Origin of the sequence: Echinicola marina (assembly GCF_020463795.1) — a bacterium.
Classification (GTDB): domain Bacteria; phylum Bacteroidota; class Bacteroidia; order Cytophagales; family Cyclobacteriaceae; genus Echinicola; species Echinicola marina.
The window spans coordinates 2783589-2806479 of the sequence record NZ_CP080025.1 but is presented as its reverse complement, the minus strand read 5'-3'; the positions used below and the strand labels follow the sequence as shown (position 1 = coordinate 2806479).

The window sequence follows — 22891 nt, the reverse complement described above, 5'->3', positions numbered from 1 at the left end:
TTTTGGAAATCTAAAAAATCCCTTAAAAACAAACTCTCTGCACTATTTCAATAATGAACGAATAAAATACAAAAAAGAAATGCCAAAGTCCATTATGATTGAAATAGACTTCGGCATTTCTCCATGGCTGCTCTCATTACGCTTGGTAATGCTCAATATAATATTTCTGGTAATCTCCAGAGGTAACATGTTCCAACCATGCTTCATTCTCTAGGTACCAATCAACAGTTTTTTCTATTCCCTCCTCAAACTGCAAGGAAGGTTTCCAGCCTAGTTCCTTTTCTAGTTTACTGGCATCGATGGCATACCTCATATCATGTCCTGCCCTATCCTTCACAAAAGTGATCAGCTTTGAAGATGTTCCTTTTTCCCTGCCCAATTTCCTATCCATTATTTCGCAAAGCAGTTTTACGATATTTATATTCTGCCATTCGTTCCACCCTCCTATATTGTAAGTTTCTCCAGCTTTTCCCTCATGAAATATTTTATCTATGGCATGGGCGTGGTCTATCACATACAACCAATCACGGACATTTTCTCCTTTTCCGTAAATTGGCAAAGGTTTATTGTTTTTGATATTGTGGACGCATAAAGGTATCAACTTTTCAGGAAATTGATTTGGTCCATAATTATTTGAACAATTACTGATCACTGTTCTTAATCCATAAGTATTGGCGTATGCTCTTACAAAATGGTCTGATGAAGCCTTAGAGGCAGAATAGGGTGATTGTGGATCATAAGCGGTAGTTTCCTCAAAGTACCCTCCATTATCCAAAGACCCATAGACCTCATCTGTAGACACATGATAGAAAAGGTGTGCATCGTAATCCTTCCAATAACCTCTAGCCACATTAAGTAGGTTTACTGTCCCGATAACATTGGTCTTTACAAAAGCCAACGGATCACTAATGGATCTATCCACATGTGACTCAGCAGCTAAATGAATAACATCGGTAATTTCATGCTTTTCGAAAACGGCCTTTAATCCAGACTCTTCCAAAAGATCTACTTTTTCGAAAACATAATTATCTGCCTTCTCTACTTCTTTAAGATTCTCCAAATTGCCTGCATAAGTAAGGCTATCCAGATTGACCACTTTATATTTAGGATACTTTGAAACGAATAATTTCACTACATGACTCCCTATAAAGCCAGCTCCTCCGGTAATTAAAATTGATTTTTGCATTTGTATATTTTGTACTGAAGTCCCAAAAACTTCCTGGAAACTTGATTGTCCCAACGGGCTTGCAAAGCTAACACCGTGAAGGACAATCACACATTTTACTTAACTAAAGCCCATAATAGTCCTTGTACCAAGACACAAAAGAAGACACCCCTTTCTCAATAGCCGTATTGGGCTGATAGCCAGTATCATTCGCTAGCTCTGAAACATCTGCATAGGTAACAGGAACATCTCCCGCTTGCATTGGTTGCATATCCAAAATGGCTTTCTTTCCCAGTTCCTTTTCAATGGCCTTTATAAAATCCATCAAATTAACGGATTTGGAATTTCCAATATTATAAATTTTATACGGTACCTGTGAATCTACAGTATCCTTCCCTGTTCCTTTTACTTCTGGTATCTTTAATGACACCCTATAAACTCCTTCTACTATATCATCTATATAGGTAAAATCTCTTTGCATCTCACCTTGGTTAAAAACCTTCAGGGGCCTTCCTTTCACTATGGCATCTGTAAACAAAAACATCGCCATATCCGGCCTTCCCCAAGGTCCATATACCGTAAAAAATCTTAATCCCGTGGTAGGAATTCCATAAAGGTGGCTGTAGGTATGCGCCATAAGTTCATTGGACTTCTTAGTGGCTGCATAAAGACTTACAGGATGATCTACATTATCAGAAGAAGAAAAAGGAATCTTTTTATTAGCCCCATAAACTGAACTGGAGGAGGCATATACCAAATGCTTAACTGGAAAGTGTCTGCAAGCCTCTAACACGTTAATAAAACCTACGATATTCGCATCAATATAGGCCATTGGGTTTTCCAAGGAATAACGCACTCCAGCCTGTGCGGCTAAATTAACCACTATATCAAATTTCTCCTTGGCGAAAATCTCCATTAACCCATTGCTATCCTCAAGCTTCATTTTATAAAAAGAAAAACCCGCTGAAGATTTCACCTCCTCCCCCTTGGCACTTTTCACTTTTGTTATATCCAGGCCTAAATCCGCTAGCCTTCCATACTTAAGGTTTACATCATAATAATCATTGATACTGTCTAGACCTACTACCTCATGCCCCTCTTCCAAAAGTCTTTTTGCCAATGCAAAGCCAATAAATCCCGCTGCACCTGTTACCAAAAATTTCATAGGCGATTCATGTTTTTCATTCTTTTTCTAAGTTCAAATTTAGAACATTTATTGCTACCAAGATATTCTATACACATAAATGGGAGTGAAAAGCTCACCATGAAAAAATCCTTTCAAATCCCCCTCTTCTACAATATACAAGAAATTCAGCAAGTTAAATCAAAAAAATCGTACTGAGACAGCACGATTTTTTCATTTATTAATTGAGGAAAATCAAATATTTACCAAATGCCCATAACTCCTTGCTTCCCTTTTTCAAACAAACTAAAAGACACCATAAACTCATGTGTACTTCCGTACATTTTGGAATTTCTTTTGGTGGACATTTCATACACATACCCTACCCTAAAACGATCAAACATAAATCCTGCCTGAAGATTGGTCGCATAGTCCACCCTGTGTCCAACTCCCAACCATACTTTCTCCATCATCACTGCTTTCACATTAAATTCTTGATGAAAAGGCAAATCTTTCTGCATCCTGTATAGCATATTCCCTACTAAACCTACATTAGGACTGAGCATCCCCCTGAATCCAGCCTGCAAATTTGAGATGGGAGCCCTTCCTTCATAAAAATCATCTCCACTGGAAATCTCTGCTCCACTGACGTTTTGAAGCGAATAAGAAAGATAATATTGCTTGTTGATCAAGCTTATCCCTAAGTTAAAATCAAACACCTTACTTTCAGCAAAACCGCCCATATACCTGGATAAGCCGGGGTCATTCTCTTGCTCTGGAGAAAGCTTGGTCCCATCCAGTTCAGTATTCAGGTATTTCATCCCAATCCCCAAGCCTAACATATGGTTTTCGGTAATTCTGATCCGATTGGTATAGTTCAATAATATTTCAGTCTCGGAAAATGGACCATGTTGATCAAACAACACGACCAATCCAGCTGCATTTCTGCCAACTATCCCAATACTATCTAGCTTTCTTAATTGGGAAAAATCCCCCTCGACACTACCCAAAATAGTTTTTGGTGCCCCGGGCAACCCTCCCCATTGATTCCTGACTATACTTTGGGCAACACTTCCCCCATGTGCTACCAAACTGGGATTATAATAACTTTTAAAGTTACTGAAATGACTGATATATTTTCGGCTTTGCGCATGTGCCATCCCCAGCACTAGCGGAAACAAAACGATCAATATAATTAATATCCTCTTCATCTTTTTTCTGTTTTCTTTAGTGCTGCCTAATCCCTGATCAAGGTTACTACTCCCCTTCTCTTTTGTCCTTCACTTCCTATTTCAATGATGAAATAGTAACTACCTACTGGCAAATCAACACCTTCATATTTCCCATCCCATCTTTCTGTAGGATCGAAGGTCACAAAGACCATTTTACCACTCCTTTCGAACACCATCACCTTCACCGCTTCATAAAACTGGAGAGCCGAGACACCCCATCTATCATTAATTCCATCTCCGTTTGGAGTAAACACATTAGGAATGTTCAAATCATCTAATGCTGGCTTGGTTCTGGTGATTACAAAAGTTTTAGAAATGGTATTGCCCAACCTATCTGTGCTGGTGACCGAAATGGTAAATTCACTTTGACCCTCAGGCATATTTTCAGGGGTATAAAAAATCCTATCCCCTAAAATATAGAAATATTGTTCATCAGAATTTTCACCCGATAAGTCATAAGTATGAATATCATCATCTGGATCAATGGTCGTAAGTGTGCCCAATGGCGCTTCAGGATTATCCTCTACAGAAAATTCATCATCACTCAATTCGATATCTATTGGCAACTCTTTTTCCAATACCATGATGACCATACTAGGCTGTAATTGATTCACATTTGCCAAGTCACCAGCCAGCACCAATTCTCCAACACTGCTATACATTCCAGGAACCATTGCATCATAACCTGACATATCCCAATTCACTTCTAACATTACTGTTTCCCCAGAAAGCAGTACCACCTCAATTTGTTCCGGAAGAGGCAATTCTTCTATGCCAGTCCCCCAACTCACCGTGATGATTTCTGGCTCTACGAGACTTGCTATGATCTGACTTTTAAGGGTAATGGTAAACACCGCTTCCTGAACATTCCCACTGGCATCTTCAGCTTGGACTTTTATTTCAATAGGTTCATTATAACCGCTTAACACGGTTCCAGAAGCAGGAATTTGAGATGTATTAAAGACAGTACAGTTGTCAGAAATTTCAAATTCAGGAATAACATCCGTCAATACATACTCTCCTGAGGCTCCTACATATACATCTATATTCCCTTCTATACCAGAAATCACTGGTGCCAGGGCATCCACCACACTTACGTCAACCTCATACTCGGTCACTTCACCATTCGGAGCGGTACTGGTCAAGGTAACAAGCTGATTTCCAATATCTGAACAGGTAAAAAGACTTTTACTTAGAGTAAAGTTATAATCATCCATTTCATAACAACCACCTGCAAAACCCTTTACCACATCTGTGTAAGCAATTTCTATTTGGCCTTCCACATCTAGTTCCAATGCTAAATCTTCAATGATCAATTCAGGCATTTCATTGCTTACCACGGTTATCATAAGCTCAATGGTAGTGGCATTGCCTGCCAAATCGGTTGCAGTTAAAGCCACTTTATTTTCCCCAACATCTTCGCAGGCAAAATCACTTTTGGAGAGTTGAAAAGCTATTTCATTTGTGGACGTAAAATTATCCGTTACAGTTTCTATTAACATTTCCGGTGTCACCACCACAGTGCCGTCTTCTCCTAATGCCACTTCAACAATTTTTGCTGTTAAAACTGGCCCCGTTTGATCTATTTGAAATTTAAACTCACTGCTTGGTGCGCTTTCATTGCATGACTCATCCACCGCCGAAACTGTCACTGTAAAATTCCCTTCTGCCAGGTCTAAGTCGCTTATATCTAATTGCCAATTCCCTTCTGCATCCGCAGTTGTTTCTCCTAACGCCTCATTATTAATCATAACTTTAATAGTCACCCCTCCAATAGCTGTCCCAATGATGCTCAATCCATTGGTATTGGTAATTCCATCAGTTGAATTAGCTCCTGAATCTGGCGTAATAGCAGTTATAGTAGGAGCTGCTGGAGCGGTACCATCGATAGTGATATTATTTTCTCCTTTCACTTCGGTTCTGACCAAGCCCAAATCAGTCAATGCATTATTGGCCTGGTCAAGAATATTTAAATCTCCAAGTGTTAATCCAACAATCTCTACCCCATCAGCTTCAGCATCTCCTGCAGCTATAGTATAAGTAAATACTAATAATTCAGCATTGCTTTCCTCAGCAATAAAAGTGGCCTGACGAGGTCCTGAATCCATCATAAAATTCAGAACCAATCCAGTTCCTTCTAGCTGAACAGCTTCACTTATTGTCATGCTAAACTTTAAAGTATTTTCATCACAAACAGAGTAAGCACCATCTGCGGGCAAAGTCAATTCAAGTCCATATGGGCGAACGCCATCGACCTTAATACCAGAAGGATCTGGAAAATTCCCTATACTCAAATCGGCCAATTCACCCACACTGTCTTTTATAACTGCACCATCTAGCAATACCTCAGGATTGACTTCAATTCCATCCTCATCCATTTTATTCTCCTCCACAGCATAAGTAAACTTCAACTCTGTAGTACCTGAGCCCGCATTATAGAGAAACTTCACTTCTTCTCCTCCTATACTTACCAAAAAATACGGGCTGCCCTCGGCAACAAAAACAGGCCTATTAAAAATCAAGCTAATTTCAAGCCCCTCTCCAATGCCATACCATCCTTCATCTGATATTTCCACATTGGTAATGACCGCTTGTACATTCTTAATCTGAATAACTCTGGTCTTACTCTCACTGACATTACCTTCTTCATCATAGACCGTAAACTGCACAAGTCTGTCAGCAATATCCGGAATCATGGACACATTATTATAATTGAGCTGTTGAAGGATTTGCTGATAAAGAGCAAAACTTGCCAAGCCTTCGATGGTCAATTCTCCTTTGGTAAAATCATAATTAATGACAAGGCCATTATCTTCGGCCAAATCAACTACCTCTGGACCAATAGTAATGAACTCATTACCTCCATCAGGTCGGTTTGATAGCTTAACAATAGCCTTGGAAGCCCTTTCTGAATCCTCGTCCGAGACAGTCACTCCAGCATCAATAACTACAGCCCCCTTACCTGGTTCAAACTCCGTATATCCGGGTGTGGTGGAAATGATGGGTAATTTACCGGCCTCGGCATATACGAACGGGGATGCCGAAAGCAGAAAGACAATTCCCAAAATAATTGAAAGTAGATTTCTCTTCATTGTATAAAATTCAGTGTCCATTTAACGTCAAAATACGATGCAAAACAGCCCGCCATAATAATCCTACTGCCCGCTTCATTTCTAAAGACAAATCATACAGCAACCTCCTCAGGCATTGCAAAATCAAGTGGTGTGGGCATTTGACTTTAGCATTACCAACTGGTAGTTAGACGGAAATCACTTCCCTATGAAGTATCTCAACATTTAAGCAGATAGCAAATACTCCTATTGTAATTAAATTACAATAAGGTAAGGCTGCATGTGGTAGGTAGTTGATCTATTTTCCAATGGTGTGTGGTCTAGAAAATTGATCCAAAATAACGCTGTTCTCTTGGTGATAAAATTCAAGTATAGTTGATAATCCATTCATGCCTGACCAAACTGATATTATGATTAGTCAAGAAAGCAATTATCAAGGCCTAAAATAATTTTTTAGAGCTGCTTAGACTTTTAAACACTCTTAAGCACTATACTAAATAACTTCTTCAATATGGGGTGATCATAAACTAAATATCAGGATCAATTAAGTCTTCCTTGATTATTCCAAACCTTATGACTTAGGACAAGTCGGATCAATTGCCCCTTATCTATGAAAACCATCTACCAATAGTCTACCTCCAAAAGAAGAAATCATTCAATGTAAAGGTTTTATTTCATATATAATTATTTTTAACTATCGAGCTATATAAATCCTAACAAAATATGAAAAACAAATATCTAGATCTGAACAACACAAAACTTGTTTGATCACCATGTGTTATTCATGAAATTTTATTTTGCATATTTAAGTAATAACAAATATAACAAGGCAAGTGATAATTCAAAAAAAATCACCAAAATATCGTATTTAACACCTCAAACAATACCTAGGCATGGAATAAAAATTATTTATTTACCATTTACGACAATTTCAAAGGCAGCTCAACAAGGCCCTTTAACAGAAAAGAATTCACCAAATTAATTAAAATTCCATTCATTAATCCTTAATTTTAGCCCACTAAAAAACCTAATTAAACCAATGAAGAAAATAGCTGTTTTAACATCAGGTGGAGATGCTCCTGGAATGAATGCCTGTATCAGGGCAGTCGTACGAACAGGGATTTATCACGGACTTGAAGTTTATGGCATCATGTATGGATATGACGGGATGATCAAAGGAGAAATCAATCTAATGGAATCCCATGCCGTAAGTAATATTGTTCAAAGAGGCGGAACCATCCTCAAATCAGCCAGAAGTGTTGATTTCAGAACAAAAGAAGGTAGACAAAAAGCTTATGAACAATTAAAAAAACATGGGATCGAAGGACTAGTGGCCATTGGTGGAGATGGCACTTTTACAGGAGCCAAAGTATTTTATGAAGAATTTGGTATCCCAACAATAGGCTGTCCTGGCACCATCGATAATGATATTTATGGTACCGATTTCACTATAGGTTTTGACACGGCCATCAACACAGCCCTAGAAGCTATAGATAAAATCAGAGATACTGCTGCAGCCCATGACCGCATTTTCTTCATTGAAGTAATGGGAAGGGACAGCGGTTATATAGCAGTAGAATGCGGCCTTGGAGGAGGTGCCGAAATGGTAATGGTCCCTGAAACCAAAACCACATTGAACGAAGTGGTGGAAAAGCTCACCAGTTCCAAAAGCAAAACATCCAGTGTAATCGTGGTGGCAGAGGGTGACGAAGAAGGCAATGCCGCAGAAATCATGGAAAAAGTAAAAAACACCATCAATGATGATTCCAAGGACTTTAAAGTAACCACGCTTGGACACATCCAAAGAGGTGGTAACCCAACAGGAAAAGACAGAATGCTGGCCAGTAGATGTGGCATGGCAGCTGTTGAAGGACTTATAAACGGAAAGGCTAACTGCATGGCGGGCATCATTCATGACGAAGTGGTATACACCAGTTTTGAAGATTGCATCACCAAAAACAAGCCCCTGAACAGAGACACCCTAAAACTTATAGAAATCCTAAGTATCTAGACATGGGGTTCATTCCAATATTATTGACATTTGGTGGTTTTGTATTTCTCTTTGCCTTGGTGGTCAACCAAAGCATCAAAGCAAAAAAAGAGCAATACAAAACCGCTCTCTCTCAGTTGGCCGAAACTTTGCATCTTGAAAAAAAAGATCAAAACTTCAACATGGATGAAATTGAAGTGGAAATCAAAAAGGCTAAGGGTCTAGATCCGCAAAAAATCAAAACAGCAAAGATCCTCTTGGGAAAGGCTAAACTACTCAGGCACCAACATAATGAACTGATCATCACCAAACCATACAGTTTTGTAGCCAAGTCATTCGGTTATCATGCTATTTGACTCCGAATATAGGCAAGAATTCCCTCTTCATCCTCAGGAGAAAACCAACGGATTTCATCGTCTCTTCTGAACCATGTAAACTGTCTTTTAGCATAACGCCTCGAATTCCTTTTTAGGAGCCGAATGGCTTCTTCCTTGTCATAATCGCCTTCCAAAAAACCAAAAATTTCTGAATAGCCCACCGTTTGCAAGGCGTTCAATTCCCTGTAGGGAAACAGCTTCTCTGCCTCATCAAACAGTCCAGCTCCAACCATCAAATCCATTCTATAATTTATCCGATCATACAGTTCTTCCCGTGTCCTTTCCAGGCCTACTTTGATAATTTCAAAAGGCCTATTAACTTTTTTCTTAATCCTATAACTACTAAATGGCTTACCCGTGCCCAAACTCACCTCACATCCTCTGATCAATCGTTGGGGGTTATTGATATCCACAGCAGTATAATATTCAGGATCAAGTTCTTTGAGCTTTTGCTGGATAGCGGTAATCCCTTCTTTATTATATAATTCATTAAGATTTTCCCTAATCGATGGATCTATATCTGGAATATCATCAAACCCTTCACAAATGGCATTGACGAACAGTCCTGATCCCCCAGTCATGATCAACACATCATGGGATTTAAACAGTTTTTCCATCAGTGCCAATGCCTCCTTTTCAAACTTTCTAACATCATAATCCTCAAAAATCGAAAGATTATTAACAAAATGATGCCTTACCTCACTAAGCTCATCTTCACTAGGCTTGGCTGTACCCAACTGCATCTCCCTGTAAAACTGCCGACTATCGGAAGAAACAATTTCTGTATCAAAATTTTTAGCTAAATTTATACACAAATTTGTTTTTCCTACTGCCGTAGGTCCAACAACAACTACAAGATATTTATCGCTTTCCAAGGCCATCAAAGGTATTCATTGTATGAATTAATTGGTCCAAAATTAATAATTATAAGGTCATGGAAAATAAAAAGGTACTAATAGTAGATGACAATAATCTCAACCGTAAAGTTTTTGAGAATATTATCTCCCATGATTATCAGTTTGAAACCGCCGAAAATGGTCAAGAAGCAATTGGCAAAATAAAATACCAATGCTATGACCTCATCCTTATGGACATCCAAATGCCTGTAATGGATGGAATTACCGCACTCAAAATCATCAAGGAAGAAAACCTAACCCTCGCCCCTGTAATTGCCATTTCTGCATTTTCCAATCAAAATGACAGGGAATATTTTCTTTCTGCTGGATTCGATGAATTTATTGCAAAACCAGTTAAGCCAAAACACTTACTCGAAAGCATCTATTATCAGCTATACAACTCTGAAAAGCAAAAAAGAAACATAGAAATCCCCACAGAAATCCCCGAAATCCTTGATGCAAAAGTGTTTGACCAGCTCAAGAAATATAATTCAGATGAAAACATCAAAATGGTCTATGAAGATTTCATGGAAGAGGCACAGGAAATAATTAATGAAATCGGGAATTTGGTGAAACAAAACAGTTTTGCTGACATTGGTGAAAAACTTCATATATTAAAGGGGAATTCTGGAACACTTGGAGCGAAAAAGCTTTTTATTGAAGCGGGGAAATTTGAACAAAAAATTAAGGATGTAAACTTTGAAGATATCGAAGAAGATTATTTAACATTGCAAAACCATTTTACAAATTTCAAGAACCACCTTCACCAACGAAACAATCATAGATAAGCATGAGCGACAATAAAAAAATATTGGTAGCAGAAGACAGTTCGGTTATCATCAATCTCACCAAAAACGTTCTGATGTTTGAAAACTATGAAATCAAAGCAGTCAAGAACGGTAAACAGGTTTTAAGCCAATTGGAAAAATCAAATTATGACTTAATCCTAATGGATATCAACATGCCTGTTATGGACGGAATAGAATGCACCAAATCCATCCGGGAATTACCAGACCCTATAAAATCCCAAATCCCCATCATTGCGATCACCGGGAATTATAAAAACTACACCTTAGAAGACTTTAAACAAGCGGGATTAAATGACTTTCTTCAAAAACCACTTGATTACGACCTACTGCTTGCCACAGTGAAGAAACATCTCAATAAATAATCCTTAAATATTGACCGACTATGGCCATTAAGTATACCAAAAACAACCTAGATAAAATCGAAAGCTTATTTGCCGAATCTGACTATATGTTAAGATATGAAAAGGGCAATTTCAAATCAGGTTATTGTATACTAAAAGATACCAAGGTGGTTATCATCAATAAATATTATACCCTTGAAGGAAAAGTAAACACCTTGATCGACATTCTAAAAGAATTAAATTTTAATCCAAAGGAGTTTAAGAACAAAAAGAATCAAGATTTCTATACCGAACTCCAACAAACAGAACTTAAGCTTTGAATATCACTTTTTTAGGAACAGGCACTTCTCAAGGGATCCCTGTCATTGGTTGTCAGTGTAACGTATGCGCTTCCCTCGATTTCAGGAATAAAAGATTAAGAAGCTCAATCCATATTGAAATGGACCAAAAAAGCTTTGTGATCGATACAGGCCCAGATTTCCGTGCCCAAATGCTCCGAGAAGGCATCTCACAACTTGATGCAGTAATTTATACCCATGAACACAAAGACCATACAGCCGGCTTAGATGACATCCGTCCTTTTAATTTCATGCAAAAAAAGGACATGCCTATTTATGGCACTAGACCCGTCTTAGAACAAATAAAGAGAGAATTCTCTTATGTATTTTCGTCAAAAAAATACCCCGGAGTACCACAAGTAATCACCCATGAAATTCAAAACAAACCCTTTGATGTTCATGAGGTTACTTTTACGCCGATAGAGGTATTACATTATAAATTACCTGTCTTTGGTTATAGAATCAAGGACTTCACCTATATTACAGATGCGAAATACATCTCTAAAAAAGAAATGGACAAAATAAGGGGTAGCAAGACCCTTGTTCTAAACGCCCTGCAAATTTCAGAACACATTTCCCACCTCACTTTAGCTGAAGCCCTAGAGATAATAGAAGAAATCAAACCTGAAAAAGCCTATCTAACCCATATAAGCCACAAACTGGGCTGCCATCAGGAAATAGAAAAGGAATTGCCTAACAATGTATTCCTCGCCCATGACGGTTTGAAAATATCGCTTGAATAATGCATCTCAATTATCATTTCCTAAAATTCCTCTGCCCTACTCTTGAGCAAAAACTGAAAGGACTAGACTTATTAGAATGTTTCTCACAAAACAAAGACGAAATGGTCTTGGGCTTTGCTGAAAATGATCATTCTCTTTATATAAGAGCCAACCTATCCCCAAGTGTAACCTGTCTTAGTTTTCCAGAAGACTATAAAAGAAGCCGAAAAAACAGTGTCGACCTTTTCCCCGATATCATTGGAGAAAAAGTAACAAAGGTACAACCTTTGCCCCATGAAAGAGCCATGCTCATACATTTTGATTCTGACAAAGTCCTATTATTTAAGCTACATGGTAGCAGGAGTAATATATTATTTTACCAAGACCCGAAACAATCTCCCTCCAGTATTTTTAGAAATGAATTGAAAGAAGACCAAAATTTGCTCATCAAGAATCTTGAAGTGCAACTTGACCTTAGTCATGAACAGTTCATAGCGCTAGAAGGCAAAGCAGCCGCCTACCTTCCAACATTGGGAAAAATACCAAGAGCTTGGCTAAAATCCAATGGCTATATCGGCGCAGACATGGATAAAAAATGGTCCCTAATGCAGGAAGTCATGGACATGCTAGACACACCACTTTTCAGTATCATCAAGGAAAACGAACAATATTCCCTCAGCTTATTACCAGAAGAAAACAGCATATTTTCTTCTGCTGATCCCATAGAAGCCGCTAATGAATATTTTCGATACGCTGTAGTTTACCAAGCTTTTGAAAGAGAGAAAACCCAGATTACCAGAACCATAGACGATCTAAAAAAGAAAACGGCTTCTTATATAAAAAAGACACGCTCAAAACTTCAGGAACTTGAAGAGAGCACTGCTCCTAGTCAACTTGCTGATATCATCATGGCAAACCTTCACCAAATCCCAGCAGGAAGTACCGAAATTGAGCTATTTGATTTTTATCAAAACCAAAATATTACCATAAAACTAAAAAAAGGAAGTAGCCCCCAAAAACAAGCTGAAAATCTTTACAGAAAATCAAAAAACAGAAAAATAGAACTGGAGCAGCTCCATAAGAATCTTTCCGAAAAGGAATTACTCTTCTTGGAATTAGAGGAATTATTAGCAGAATTAAATGAAATCCAAGATTTCAAAACCCTTAGAGATTTTGCAAAGCACAACCAGATCAATCAAAAAAAACAAGAGCAAAGTACAAACCTTCCATTTAAACGTTTGGAAATAGATGATTTTGAGATACTAATAGGCAAATCTGCCAAAGCCAATGACCAATTGCTCAGGTATTACAGTTGGAAAGATGATTTATGGCTACATGCCAAAGACGTTTCTGGATCACACGTAATCATCAAATACAAGTCAGGTCAAACCATTCCTAAATCAACTATTGAAAGGGCTGCGGAACTGGCTGCATTTTATTCCAAAAACAAAAATGAATCCCTTGCTCCAGTGATGTATACTCCGTGCAAATACGTAAGAAAAGTTAAGGGAAGTCCTGCAGGAGCAGTAATGGTAGACAAGGAAAAAGTAATTATGGTAAGCCCCAAAGGGCCATAAAAAAAGGGATCCATCATGATGGATCCCTTTTTTCCAATAATATTTCCTATTCCACTACATGGACTTTAAGCATATTGGTTCTTCCTTTATCCTTTAGCGGCATACTAGCTGTATTGACGATCAAGTCTCCTTCTACCACATGGCCATCAGCTTTCAGTCTATCTTGAATTTCTTTAAAAGTACCATCCGTAGAAGTCTGGTCATCACCGAAATAATACGCATTTACTCCCCAAACCAAACTCAACTGCGTGATCAATGTCTTATTCATGGTAAAGACAAAGTTCTCCGCAAATGGTCTGTGAGAAGCTATCCTAAAAGCAGTAAAGCCAGAAGCAGTAATTCCTACTATCGCTTTTGCCTTAACATTTCTTGATAACCTTGAAGCCATCAAGATCAAGTTATTGCTCAAGAAGGTCTCATCATTTTCCGGAATTTTATAAAGGTTGTGATAAACATCAGAATTATCCTCTACATGTTTGATCACACTGGTCATTGCCTTTACAGCATGTACAGGATAAGCTCCCGAAGCTGTTTCAGCAGAAAGCATTACCGCATCGGCTCCATCAAGTACCGCATTGGCCACATCATTGGTTTCTGCCCTAGTTGGACGAGGGTTCTGTATCATACTTTCCAACATCTGGGTTGCAATGATCACTGGCTTACAAGCCAACTTACATTTTTCCACCAAACGCTTTTGCCATAACGGTACCATTTCCATTGGTACCTCCACACCCAAGTCACCACGAGCGACCATCAAACCATCTGTCAGCTCAATAATCTCGTCTATATTATCCAAAGCCTCAGGCTTTTCGATCTTTGCTACTATCTTACAAGACTTTCCAGCATCTTCAATTCTTTTCTTCAAATCCGCTATATCCTCAGCAGACCTTACAAAAGAAAGTGCGATCCAGTCTACTTCATTTTCAAGTCCAAAGACCAAATCCTCTTTATCCTTTTCTGTCAGCGATGGAGCACTCACCTTAGTATTTGGCAGGTTGATTCCTTTTCTTGACTTTAGAATACCACCGTGAACCACAGTACAATCTACCTCAATTCCTTCTGTTTTATTGACCAATAGCTCCAAATTACCATCATCGATCAAGATTCTATCTCCAGGATTAACATCCTGAGGCAAATTTTTATAAACCGTACTAACCAATGAAGAAGTACCTATTACAGTTTCACTTGTAATGGTAATTTTCTCACCTTCTCTAATCTCAACACCATTATTCTCAACTTCACCTACCCTAATTTTAGGTCCTTGCAAATCCTGCAGGATACCAATATTAAGGTTGTTTTCCTTATTGATCTTTCTGATCAGCTTAATCACCTCAGCATGGCCTTCATGATTACCATGAGAGAAATTCAATCTGAAAACATTAACACCAGCATCAACTAATTCTTTTAGGGTTTGTTCATTGTTGGAAGCTGGACCAACAGTAGCCAGGATCTTAGTTTTCTTATTCACGTTGGGTACCTTCATTTCTTGTTATAATTGTTATTTAATAGGTTAATAGGTTCTCTTTCGATTTTATTTTGGAGACATCAAGCTTAACCACGTTTTGGATAAACTTACTGCCTGACAATTTTTCAATACACCAATTTAAATTGGTCTCATGGGTAAAATCCTGTAAGAGCAGGAAGTAGTCCATTATTTTCAATTCGGGCACAAGATACAGCGTTTGTCCCGAATCTGAAAAAGAACGGTTCTTTAATAACTGAATAAAACCATGTTCTTTTTCTAAAATAAATTGAGATATCACCAAATTGGGTTGATTTATAAACTCCAACTGGTAATCATTTGATTTTATCAACTTAATATCCAATGAACTATTGACAGCCCAGGCCATCTTATAGTCTTTTAGAGGTGCCACCAGCCCTAAAAGTTCAAAATCAAAATCATGTTCTACTTGGAGTTTTGTTTTCCTCATGAAGGAAGAATTTTAAAAAAACAAAATTAAAAATATTCTCTTAACTTCAATGTTTCCGAGGAATATCTTAAATTTAGTTATCGGTTTTTTTTGACATTAATGTTTTAAATATATTTCTTTGCGGAGTGTTTTAACTAAACTAATCACAAAATGTCTGAAATTGCACAAAAAGTAAAAGCCATTATCGTGGATAAGTTAGGCGTAGAAGAATCTGAAGTAACTCCTGAAGCTAGCTTCACTAACGATCTTGGCGCTGACTCTCTTGATACGGTAGAACTTATCATGGAATTCGAAAAAGAATTCAACATTTCTATTCCAGACGACCAAGCTGAGCAAATCGGTACAGTAGGTCAGGCTGTAAGCTATCTGGAAGCCAACGTAAAATAATCTAACCCTTCAAAATTCATTTATGAATTTAAAAAGAGTTGTAGTAACAGGTTTAGGTGCCCTTACACCACTAGGTAATACCGTTCCAGAATACTGGAAGGGCTTATCTAATGGTGTAAGCGGTGCTGCACCTATTACTAAATTCGATGCATCCTTATTTAAGACGCAATTTGCTTGCGAGGTTAAAAACCTTGACATTGAGCAATTTATAGATAGAAAAGAAGCTCGTAAAATGGATCCTTTTACTCAGTATGCAGTTATTTCTGCAGAAGAGGCCATGAAGGATTCAGGGCTTGACCTCGAAAAGATCGACCTTTCTAAGGCCGGTGTAATCTGGGGTTCTGGTATTGGCGGGCTAAAAACCTTTCAGGATGAAGTGGCCACTTTTGCTACTGGTGATGGAACGCCACGTTTCAATCCTTTCTTTATCCCCAAAATGATCGCTGACATCAGCGCAGGCTTTATCTCTATGAAATACGGTCTCCAAGGCCCTAATTTCGTTACAGTTTCTGCTTGTGCTTCAGGGACCAACGCCCTGATAGATGCATTCAACTATATCCGTTTGGGTAAAGCAAATGTTTTTGTAACCGGAGGCTCAGAAGCTGCAGTTACCGAAGCAGGTGTGGGTGGGTTCAATGCTCTTAAAGCCTTGTCCCAAAGAAATGATTCTCCTGAAACTGCTTCTAGACCTTTTGACAAAGACAGAGATGGATTTGTCTTAGGAGAAGGAGCTGGTGCTATTATCCTTGAAGAATATGAGCATGCTAAAGCTAGAGGTGCCAAAATCTACGCCGAAATGGTCGGTGGAGGCATGACTGCTGATGCCCATCACATTACGGCTCCACACCCTGAAGGTGTCGGTGCGGGCAATGTGATGAAATTCGCTCTGGAAGATGCAGGGATGAAGCCTGAAGACATTGATTATATCAATGTTCACGGTACTTCAACTCCCCTAGGAGATGTAAGTGAAACCAAAGCCATTCAAAGGATCTTTGGTGATCATGCTTACAAGCTTAACATAAGCAGTACTAAGTCAATGACCGGCCACCTTTTGGGAGCAGCTGGCGCGATTGAAGCCATCGCCTCCATTATGGCCATTAACCACGACTTGGTTCCTCCTACCATCAACCACTTCACTGATGATGACGCTTTTGACGCCAAGTTGAACTTGACTTTTAACAAAGCTCAAAAAAGAGAAGTAAATGTAGCCTTGAGTAATACTTTTGGATTTGGTGGACACAATGCTTCCATCATTTTCAAAAAAATAACTGAGTAATCTACCTTGAAGATATTTCGTAAACTCAGATTTCAGGAACTACTTTACAATAATAAAGATAAAAGGCTTGCTGCTGCTATTAAACTCATAGTGGGCAGCAAGCCTTTAAATTTATCACTGTATAAACTGGCCCTAAAACATTCTTCTGCAGCATCAGAAATAAAGCAGGGAATCAAGGCCTCCAATGAACGCCTTGAATTTTTGGGAGATGCTATTTTGGGCGCCATAGTAGCCGAACACCTATTTATCAAATTCCCATTCAGGGATGAAGGTTTTTTGACAGAAACCCGTTCGAGGATAGTCAATAGAGAATCTCTTAATCAAGTCGGCAAAAAGATTGGCCTCCCCAATATTGTAGACACTGACCTTTCTGGAAAAGGAATTTATACCCACAAATCCATATATGGAGATACATTGGAAGCTTTGGTCGGAGCTGTTTACCTTGACAGAGGATACGGCTTTTGTAAGCGCTTCATCCTTACCAGAATAATCACACCTCATTTCGATATTGACAATATCATTTCCACCACTACCAATTTTAAAAGCAAGATCATCGAGTGGTCACAAAAAGAAAACAAGGAAATTGAATTTTCGCTGATATCCGTAACAGGAAGCCAGCGCTTTAAGGAATTTTTGGTAGAATTAAAGATTGAACAGGAAACCTTCGCAGAAGGAAAAGGGGCTACAAAAAAGAAAGCAGAGCAAGAAGCCGCAAAAAATGCCTGCGAAAAACTAAATCTGGCTATTTAGAATCCTATATTTGCCCTTTGTGTATCTTGTTCTCCAATCAGAATCCTTGATTTTTGTTTGGATAGAACAGCTCTGTAAAAAGGATACTTATTGGCCCGAACAAATTTACTTATGTCTGTATTGAAAATCGGAGGTGCCACTGTTAACCAGACTCCTTTGGACTGGAAAGGCAACTTATCAAACATTCTAAATGCCATAGAAGAAGCAAAAAGCCAGGGAATCGAATTACTTTGTTTTCCTGAACTGGCCATTTCAGGCTATGGAAGTGAAGATCTTTTCTTAAGTAAATGGTATCCTGAAAAAGCCCTCAATCAGTTAAGATTACTTTTGGACCATTGTGATGAAATTACTGTTTGCGTAGGACTTCCCGTCCTGGCGGGAACAACTCTTTATAATTGTACTGCTGTCATTGAGGACAAAAAAGTAAAAGGATTTATGGCCAAGCAATTCTTAGCCATCGACGGTGTTCATTACGAGTATAGGTGGTTCAGCCCATGGACAGCAGGAAAAATCATCAATTTTGATTTCTTTGGTACAGCTGTTCCTTTTGGTGACATCACTTTCGAAAAAAAAGGATATCACTATGGCTTTGAAATATGTGAAGATGCATGGCGCGGTTCAGAAAGGCCTGGCCATCGCCTAAAAGACCGTCAAGTGGATCTTATTTTTAACCCAAGTGCCAGTCACTTTGCTATGGGCAAGAGTGAACACAGGGAAACATTGGTCAAGGAAAGTTCAATAGAATTAAATGCCACCTACCTTTATGTCAACCTATTAGGCAATGAAGCCGGGAGAATGATTTTTGATGGAGAGATCCTACTTTCCCAAAATGGCAATCTATTAATCAAAAACGAACTACTTTCCTTTAAACCTTTCCAAGTCAAAGCGTTTGATTTAGACAACAAGGCCAAGCCTAAAGCAGCTATAATAGCCTCCAAATTCGATAAAAATATTGAATTCACCCAAGCCGTGACCTTGGCTCTCTTCGACTATATGCGAAAGAGTTATAGCAAAGGCTTTGTGCTTTCACTTAGCGGTGGGGCAGACTCTTCTTCCATAGCCATATTAGTAGCAGAAATGGTAAGCCGTGGTGTAATTGAACTTGGAATAGAAGGCTTTTTACAAAGGGCCCATTTGGACTATACTATAAGTACCGATGATCCAGTAAGGGAAATCACAGGTAAATTGCTAACAACAGCCTATCAAGGATCTGAGAACTCCTCAAATGACACCTTACAAAGTGCCCAATACCTAGCAGAAAGTATCGGTGCCACCTTTTACAGCTGGAAAATATCCTCTGAAGTAAGCTCCTACACAGGAAAAATAGAAAAAGCGATCGGCAGAAAACTTACATGGGAAAAAGATGATATCACCCTGCAAAATATCCAAGCCAGGGTCCGCGCCCCGATCATCTGGATGTTGGCCAATTTAAACAACGCCCTGCTACTAGCCACATCCAATAGAAGTGAAGGTGATGTAGGCTATGCCACCATGGACGGTGATACCAGTGGCAGTATTTCCCCCATTGCAGCAGTGGACAAATACTTCATACTTCAATGGCTAAGGTGGGCAGAAAAGTCTCTTGGTTATAAAGGGCTGGAAAAGGTCAATTCACTTCAGCCAACTGCAGAACTCAGGCCACAAGAAAGGCATCAAACTGATGAAAACGACCTTATGCCTTATTCCGTAATCGTCCAAATTGAAAGATTGGGCATTCTGGAAAGAAGGTCACCAGTGGACATTTATCATATTTTGAAACATGAGTTGGACATTGATTCTGCTCAATTAAAAACTTATATCCAAAAGTTTTTCAGACTTTGGTCTAGAAACCAATGGAAAAGAGAAAGATTAGCCCCCTCCTTTCACTTGGATGATTTCAATGTGGACCCAAAAACATGGTGCAGATTCCCTATCTTATCTGGGGGATATAAGGAAGAATTGATGGAATTGGAACAAATCGATGAATAATAAAATTATCTTAGCAAAAACTAACTAAACCAATGATCAACTTAATTTTAGACTATATAGTCTGGAGCCCAAATCCAGCAGTTTTTCCAGGTTTTGAAAGGATCCGTTGGTATAGCCTTCTATTTGCCTTAGGCTTTATCATTTCCCAACAAATCATGATCTATATCTTCAAAAAAGAAGGTCAAGATGAAAGATTAGTTGACAAATTAACCATTTATATGGTTTTGGCCACCATTATAGGAGCAAGGCTCGGGCATGTCCTATTTTATGAACCAGAAAAATACCTGAGCAACCCTATTGAAATCCTCAAGGTTTGGGAAGGTGGATTGGCCAGCCATGGTGCTGCTTTTGCTATTTTATTTTCTCTTTGGTTGTATGTGAAAAAGACGCCCTCTCAAAGTTATTTATGGGTAGTGGACAGAATTGTGATAGTAGTTGCAATGACAGGTGCCATGATCCGGTTTGGCAACCTTATGAACTCTGAAATTGGCGGAAAACCAACCGGTACAGATACTGGCATCGTATACGCAAGACAAGTAGAAGAAATTTTGGAGACCTTGAATGTCCCTATAGAAAGTGTAGATGCGTACAAACCAGATGACAGAAGTGATGAATTAAAAGGAAATGGAATAGTACCACTGAATATTGACATTGCCATCCAGAAAGGAAACTTCAATGAAGAAGAACTAAAGAAAACCTTGGAAAATGATATCAAATATGTCCTAACCAAGTTCAATAGTTCAAAAAAATATTTGGCTGAACCAGAAAACACTCCCTTAAACTATGATTTGGTAGATCAAGGGCAAAGCTATTTGGCCACTATAAGAACTTTTGGTCTGGCTAAACACCCCACACAGATTTATGAATCCATCTCGTACCTGATCATCTTCCTTCTTTTATTTGCACTTTGGAACAAATACAAAGAACGTCTACCTGATGGCCTATTGCTGGGATTATTCCTGATTTCAGTATTTGGAATGCGCTTTATCTGGGAGTTTTTCAAGGAAAACCAAGTCGACTTCGAAGATAACTTAAGCCTTAATATGGGGCAATCACTTAGTATTCCATTGGTCATAGCTGGGGTGATACTTGTGGTAAGGGCCCTAAAGGTAGGCAATAATAGAATACAAAATTAAGGTACGGGGTCATGACCGTGACCTCCCCAAGGGTGGCAACGTGCGATTCTTTTGATTCCCATCCAGCCACCTTTAAATATTCCATGCTTCATAATGGCCTCTTTCATATATTGACTACACGAGGGGTTATACCTACAAGCACTTGGAAATAATGGCGAAATAAGATATTGATAAAACAGTACTGGAAAAACTGCTATCTTTCTTAAGAGCTTTTTCAATGTATTATTTATTTTACTTCTAAATATAATTACTTACAACAAAGTTCCCTCAGTGAAACATTTAAAGGATTTAATATTGAACATACTAATCGATCATTGCAAAGCTCTGATGCTTTCAATCTTTATTATATTGTTCATTGGGGCCGAAACTTTCGCACAAGACGCTATTCCAGCAGTTCAAGATAGCCTCCCCACACAAGAAATCCCTGAAAAAGTCACCGTAAACAATATTTTCATAATTGGGAATGAAAAAACCAGAAAGAACATCATCTTACGAGAAATGCATGTTAGTCAAGGGGAGACTTATGGCTGGGAAGACTTTGTCAGCATCATTACTTCTGACCAAAAAAAAATCTATAACCTACAATTATTCACTTCCGTAGAAATCACCCCACTATTTGTGGGGGATGAAGAAGTGGAATTATTGATTTCAGTAAAGGAAAGATGGTATATCATCCCAAGTATTATCTTTGAACTGGCTGACAGAAACTTTTCAGAATGGTGGATTAACCAAAACAGAGATTTCTCAAGGGTAATCTATGGGCTAAAATTAAACCATAATAATGTAGGTGGAAGAAATGAAAAGCTCAAAGTAATGGGTAGGCTTGGCTTCACCCAAGCATTTGACCTTACCTATAGCATCCCCTATATCGACAGGGAACAACTGCACGGTCTAGCTGCAAGGTTCAGTTATAACACAAATAAGACCATAGCCATCAGGTCTTCTCAAAACAAACAGGTATTTTATTCCAATGAAAATGAAGAAGTCTTGAGAAAGAAAATAAATGCCATTTTACAATACACTTACCGTGGCAGTTTCTATAATTTTCATTATTTCACGTTGGGATTTAGCAACACCAAGGTTCATGAAGATGTTTTAGAAGAAAACCCCAATTATTTTTTGAATGAAGGCACACGACAAAAATACTTCTATGCCTCCTATTCCTTTCTCCATGACAAAAGAGACAATGTCGCCTATGCCACGGATGGAGAACTATTAAGCATTGGACTAAGTAGATATGGCCTTTTTAGCAGTGATGATGTAAACGAAACAGAGATTTCTCTAACTGCAAACAGGTACTTTAGATTCAATGATAAAATGCACTTTGTCACTGGAATCTCTGCTTCCAGCTTTATAGGTACAAGTCAGCCTTATACACTTGTGAGAGGGATCGGATATGACCCGAACTTTATCCGAGGATATGAAATCAATGTAATAGAAGGACAACAACTGTTGATCCATAAAAACAGCTTAAGACATAAGCTGTTTGATATTATATTCGATACGTCAAAATTAATTCCCATTGAAGAATTTTCAACTTTTCCCGTCAAGGCATATTTAAGTACAAATTTTGACCACGGTTATGTAAATGACAGAAACAAGCTACCTGAGAATAGTGCCTTAACCAATAAATACTTATTTGGCTATGGTCTTGGAGTTGACTTGATCACCTTCTACGACCAGGTATTCCGCTTTGAATACTCTATCAACAATCAAGGAGTAGGCAGCTTTTTTATCAACTTCAAAGCTCCGTTATAAACCATTGATTTTCAGGTAGATTTATCTTACATTTATTTTTTATA

General features: G+C 38.5%; 21 protein-coding genes. 13 read left to right on the top strand and 8 right to left on the bottom strand.

Annotated features, from left to right (window positions below; all coding sequences use genetic code 11):
* Positions 1-136 precede the first annotated feature (136 nt).
* The 4 genes from rfbB to KZP23_RS11715 form a co-directional block, all read right to left on the bottom strand.
* The gene (gene rfbB, locus KZP23_RS11730; RefSeq protein WP_226336420.1) at positions 137-1186 is read right to left on the bottom strand and encodes a dTDP-glucose 4,6-dehydratase; all 1050 of its coding nucleotides are present in this window, start codon (positions 1184-1186) and stop codon (positions 137-139) included.
* 103 nt (positions 1187-1289) lie between these two features.
* Positions 1290-2330 carry an NAD-dependent epimerase gene (locus KZP23_RS11725; RefSeq protein WP_226336419.1) on the bottom strand — a complete coding sequence of 347 codons (1041 nt, stop codon included), beginning with the start codon at positions 2328-2330 and terminating at the stop codon, positions 1290-1292.
* Positions 2331-2551: 221 nt separating this feature from the next.
* On the bottom strand, positions 2552-3499 hold the full coding sequence (locus KZP23_RS11720) for a PorP/SprF family type IX secretion system membrane protein (RefSeq protein ID WP_226336418.1): 948 nt from the start codon (positions 3497-3499) through the stop codon (positions 2552-2554).
* 26 nt (positions 3500-3525) lie between these two features.
* Entirely contained in the window at positions 3526-6612 is a 3087-nt protein-coding gene (locus KZP23_RS11715; protein ID WP_226336417.1) for a T9SS type B sorting domain-containing protein, read from the bottom strand.
* 1018 nt (positions 6613-7630) lie between these two features.
* Here KZP23_RS11715 and pfkA point away from each other — a divergent pair.
* Positions 7631-8602: a 6-phosphofructokinase gene (gene pfkA, locus KZP23_RS11710; protein ID WP_226336416.1), complete on the top strand. Its 972-nt coding sequence runs from the start codon at positions 7631-7633 to the stop codon at positions 8600-8602.
* A 2-nt stretch (positions 8603-8604) separates the two neighbouring features.
* Positions 8605-8937: a hypothetical protein gene (locus KZP23_RS11705; RefSeq protein WP_226336415.1), complete on the top strand. Its 333-nt coding sequence runs from the start codon at positions 8605-8607 to the stop codon at positions 8935-8937.
* Here the strand turns inward: KZP23_RS11705 and miaA are convergent.
* On the bottom strand, positions 8925-9839 hold the full coding sequence (miaA, locus tag KZP23_RS11700) for a tRNA (adenosine(37)-N6)-dimethylallyltransferase MiaA (RefSeq protein ID WP_226336414.1): 915 nt from the start codon (positions 9837-9839) through the stop codon (positions 8925-8927). The genes KZP23_RS11705 and miaA overlap by 13 nt on opposite strands.
* 53 nt (positions 9840-9892) lie before the next feature.
* Here miaA and KZP23_RS11695 point away from each other — a divergent pair, with 53 nt between their 5' ends.
* The 5 genes from KZP23_RS11695 to KZP23_RS11675 are packed head-to-tail and all read left to right on the top strand — an operon-like array spanning position 9893 to position 13641.
* Positions 9893-10642: a response regulator gene (locus KZP23_RS11695; RefSeq protein WP_226336413.1), complete on the top strand. Its 750-nt coding sequence runs from the start codon at positions 9893-9895 to the stop codon at positions 10640-10642.
* Between the two features lie 2 nt (positions 10643-10644).
* The gene (locus KZP23_RS11690; RefSeq protein ID WP_226336412.1) at positions 10645-11025 is read left to right on the top strand and encodes a response regulator; all 381 of its coding nucleotides are present in this window, start codon (positions 10645-10647) and stop codon (positions 11023-11025) included.
* A gap of 20 nt (positions 11026-11045) precedes the next feature.
* A complete protein-coding gene (locus KZP23_RS11685) occupies positions 11046-11324 on the top strand; it encodes a hypothetical protein (protein WP_226336411.1) in 279 nt (92 codons plus the stop codon).
* Positions 11321-12085, top strand: a complete 765-nt coding sequence (locus KZP23_RS11680) for an MBL fold metallo-hydrolase (RefSeq protein ID WP_226336410.1) — start codon at positions 11321-11323, stop codon at positions 12083-12085. The genes KZP23_RS11685 and KZP23_RS11680 overlap by 4 nt, the downstream gene beginning before the upstream one ends.
* Positions 12085-13641, top strand: a complete 1557-nt coding sequence (locus KZP23_RS11675) for an NFACT RNA binding domain-containing protein (protein ID WP_226336409.1) — start codon at positions 12085-12087, stop codon at positions 13639-13641. Before KZP23_RS11680 ends, KZP23_RS11675 begins: the two co-directional genes overlap by 1 nt.
* A gap of 46 nt (positions 13642-13687) precedes the next feature.
* On the opposite strand, the gene pyk is transcribed toward KZP23_RS11675, so the two are convergent.
* Entirely contained in the window at positions 13688-15124 is a 1437-nt protein-coding gene (gene pyk, locus KZP23_RS11670; RefSeq protein WP_226336408.1) for a pyruvate kinase, read from the bottom strand.
* Between the two features lie 19 nt (positions 15125-15143).
* Positions 15144-15572, bottom strand: coding sequence for an IPExxxVDY family protein (locus KZP23_RS11665; protein ID WP_226336407.1), 429 nt, complete (start codon positions 15570-15572; stop codon positions 15144-15146).
* 150 nt (positions 15573-15722) lie between these two features.
* Between KZP23_RS11665 and KZP23_RS11660 the strand changes: the two genes are divergently transcribed.
* The 5 genes from KZP23_RS11660 to KZP23_RS11640 all read left to right on the top strand — a co-directional run bounded on the left by KZP23_RS11660 (position 15723) and on the right by KZP23_RS11640 (position 21089).
* On the top strand, positions 15723-15959 hold the full coding sequence (locus tag KZP23_RS11660; protein WP_010855324.1) for an acyl carrier protein: 237 nt from the start codon (positions 15723-15725) through the stop codon (positions 15957-15959).
* A gap of 22 nt (positions 15960-15981) precedes the next feature.
* Positions 15982-17235 carry a beta-ketoacyl-ACP synthase II gene (fabF, locus tag KZP23_RS11655; protein WP_226336406.1) on the top strand — a complete coding sequence of 418 codons (1254 nt, stop codon included), beginning with the start codon at positions 15982-15984 and terminating at the stop codon, positions 17233-17235.
* A gap of 6 nt (positions 17236-17241) precedes the next feature.
* Positions 17242-17985: a ribonuclease III gene (gene rnc / locus KZP23_RS11650; RefSeq protein WP_226336405.1), complete on the top strand. Its 744-nt coding sequence runs from the start codon at positions 17242-17244 to the stop codon at positions 17983-17985.
* Between the two features lie 111 nt (positions 17986-18096).
* Entirely contained in the window at positions 18097-19953 is a 1857-nt protein-coding gene (nadE, locus tag KZP23_RS11645; RefSeq protein ID WP_226336404.1) for an NAD(+) synthase, read from the top strand.
* Positions 19954-19985: 32 nt separating this feature from the next.
* The gene (locus KZP23_RS11640) at positions 19986-21089 is read left to right on the top strand and encodes a prolipoprotein diacylglyceryl transferase (protein ID WP_226336403.1); all 1104 of its coding nucleotides are present in this window, start codon (positions 19986-19988) and stop codon (positions 21087-21089) included.
* Here the strand turns inward: KZP23_RS11640 and yidD are convergent.
* Positions 21086-21307 (bottom strand): membrane protein insertion efficiency factor YidD, encoded by a 222-nt coding sequence (gene yidD / locus KZP23_RS11635; protein WP_226336402.1) that lies wholly within the window; start codon positions 21305-21307, stop codon positions 21086-21088. The two genes, KZP23_RS11640 and yidD, sit on opposite strands and share 4 nt — an antisense overlap.
* Before the next feature lie 109 nt (positions 21308-21416).
* Between yidD and KZP23_RS11630 the strand changes: the two genes are divergently transcribed.
* Positions 21417-22847 (top strand): BamA/TamA family outer membrane protein, encoded by a 1431-nt coding sequence (locus KZP23_RS11630; protein ID WP_226336401.1) that lies wholly within the window; start codon positions 21417-21419, stop codon positions 22845-22847.
* Positions 22848-22891: the final 44 nt, after the last annotated feature.

Excerpts from the sequence above, each read along its gene's own strand:
- pfkA (WP_226336416.1), top strand. The coding sequence starts at position 7,631 with ATGAAGAAAATAGCTGTTTTAACATCAGGTGGAGATGCTCCTGGAATG.
- KZP23_RS11630 (WP_226336401.1), top strand. The coding sequence starts at position 21,417 with ATGCTTTCAATCTTTATTATATTGTTCATTGGGGCCGAAACTTTCGCA.
- pyk (WP_226336408.1), bottom strand. The coding sequence starts at position 15,124 with ATGAAGGTACCCAACGTGAATAAGAAAACTAAGATCCTGGCTACTGTT.
- KZP23_RS11665 (WP_226336407.1), bottom strand. The coding sequence starts at position 15,572 with ATGAGGAAAACAAAACTCCAAGTAGAACATGATTTTGATTTTGAACTT.
- KZP23_RS11720 (WP_226336418.1), bottom strand. The coding sequence starts at position 3,499 with ATGAAGAGGATATTAATTATATTGATCGTTTTGTTTCCGCTAGTGCTG.
- fabF (WP_226336406.1), top strand. The coding sequence starts at position 15,982 with ATGAATTTAAAAAGAGTTGTAGTAACAGGTTTAGGTGCCCTTACACCA.
- KZP23_RS11715 (WP_226336417.1), bottom strand. The coding sequence starts at position 6,612 with ATGAAGAGAAATCTACTTTCAATTATTTTGGGAATTGTCTTTCTGCTT.
- KZP23_RS11685 (WP_226336411.1), top strand. The coding sequence starts at position 11,046 with ATGGCCATTAAGTATACCAAAAACAACCTAGATAAAATCGAAAGCTTA.
- rfbB (WP_226336420.1), bottom strand. The coding sequence starts at position 1,186 with ATGCAAAAATCAATTTTAATTACCGGAGGAGCTGGCTTTATAGGGAGT.
- miaA (WP_226336414.1), bottom strand. The coding sequence starts at position 9,839 with ATGGCCTTGGAAAGCGATAAATATCTTGTAGTTGTTGTTGGACCTACG.
- KZP23_RS11660 (WP_010855324.1), top strand. The coding sequence starts at position 15,723 with ATGTCTGAAATTGCACAAAAAGTAAAAGCCATTATCGTGGATAAGTTA.
- KZP23_RS11725 (WP_226336419.1), bottom strand. The coding sequence starts at position 2,330 with ATGAAATTTTTGGTAACAGGTGCAGCGGGATTTATTGGCTTTGCATTG.
- KZP23_RS11705 (WP_226336415.1), top strand. The coding sequence starts at position 8,605 with ATGGGGTTCATTCCAATATTATTGACATTTGGTGGTTTTGTATTTCTC.
- KZP23_RS11690 (WP_226336412.1), top strand. The coding sequence starts at position 10,645 with ATGAGCGACAATAAAAAAATATTGGTAGCAGAAGACAGTTCGGTTATC.
- KZP23_RS11695 (WP_226336413.1), top strand. The coding sequence starts at position 9,893 with ATGGAAAATAAAAAGGTACTAATAGTAGATGACAATAATCTCAACCGT.
- nadE (WP_226336404.1), top strand. The coding sequence starts at position 18,097 with ATGTCTGTATTGAAAATCGGAGGTGCCACTGTTAACCAGACTCCTTTG.
- KZP23_RS11640 (WP_226336403.1), top strand. The coding sequence starts at position 19,986 with ATGATCAACTTAATTTTAGACTATATAGTCTGGAGCCCAAATCCAGCA.
- KZP23_RS11675 (WP_226336409.1), top strand. The coding sequence starts at position 12,085 with ATGCATCTCAATTATCATTTCCTAAAATTCCTCTGCCCTACTCTTGAG.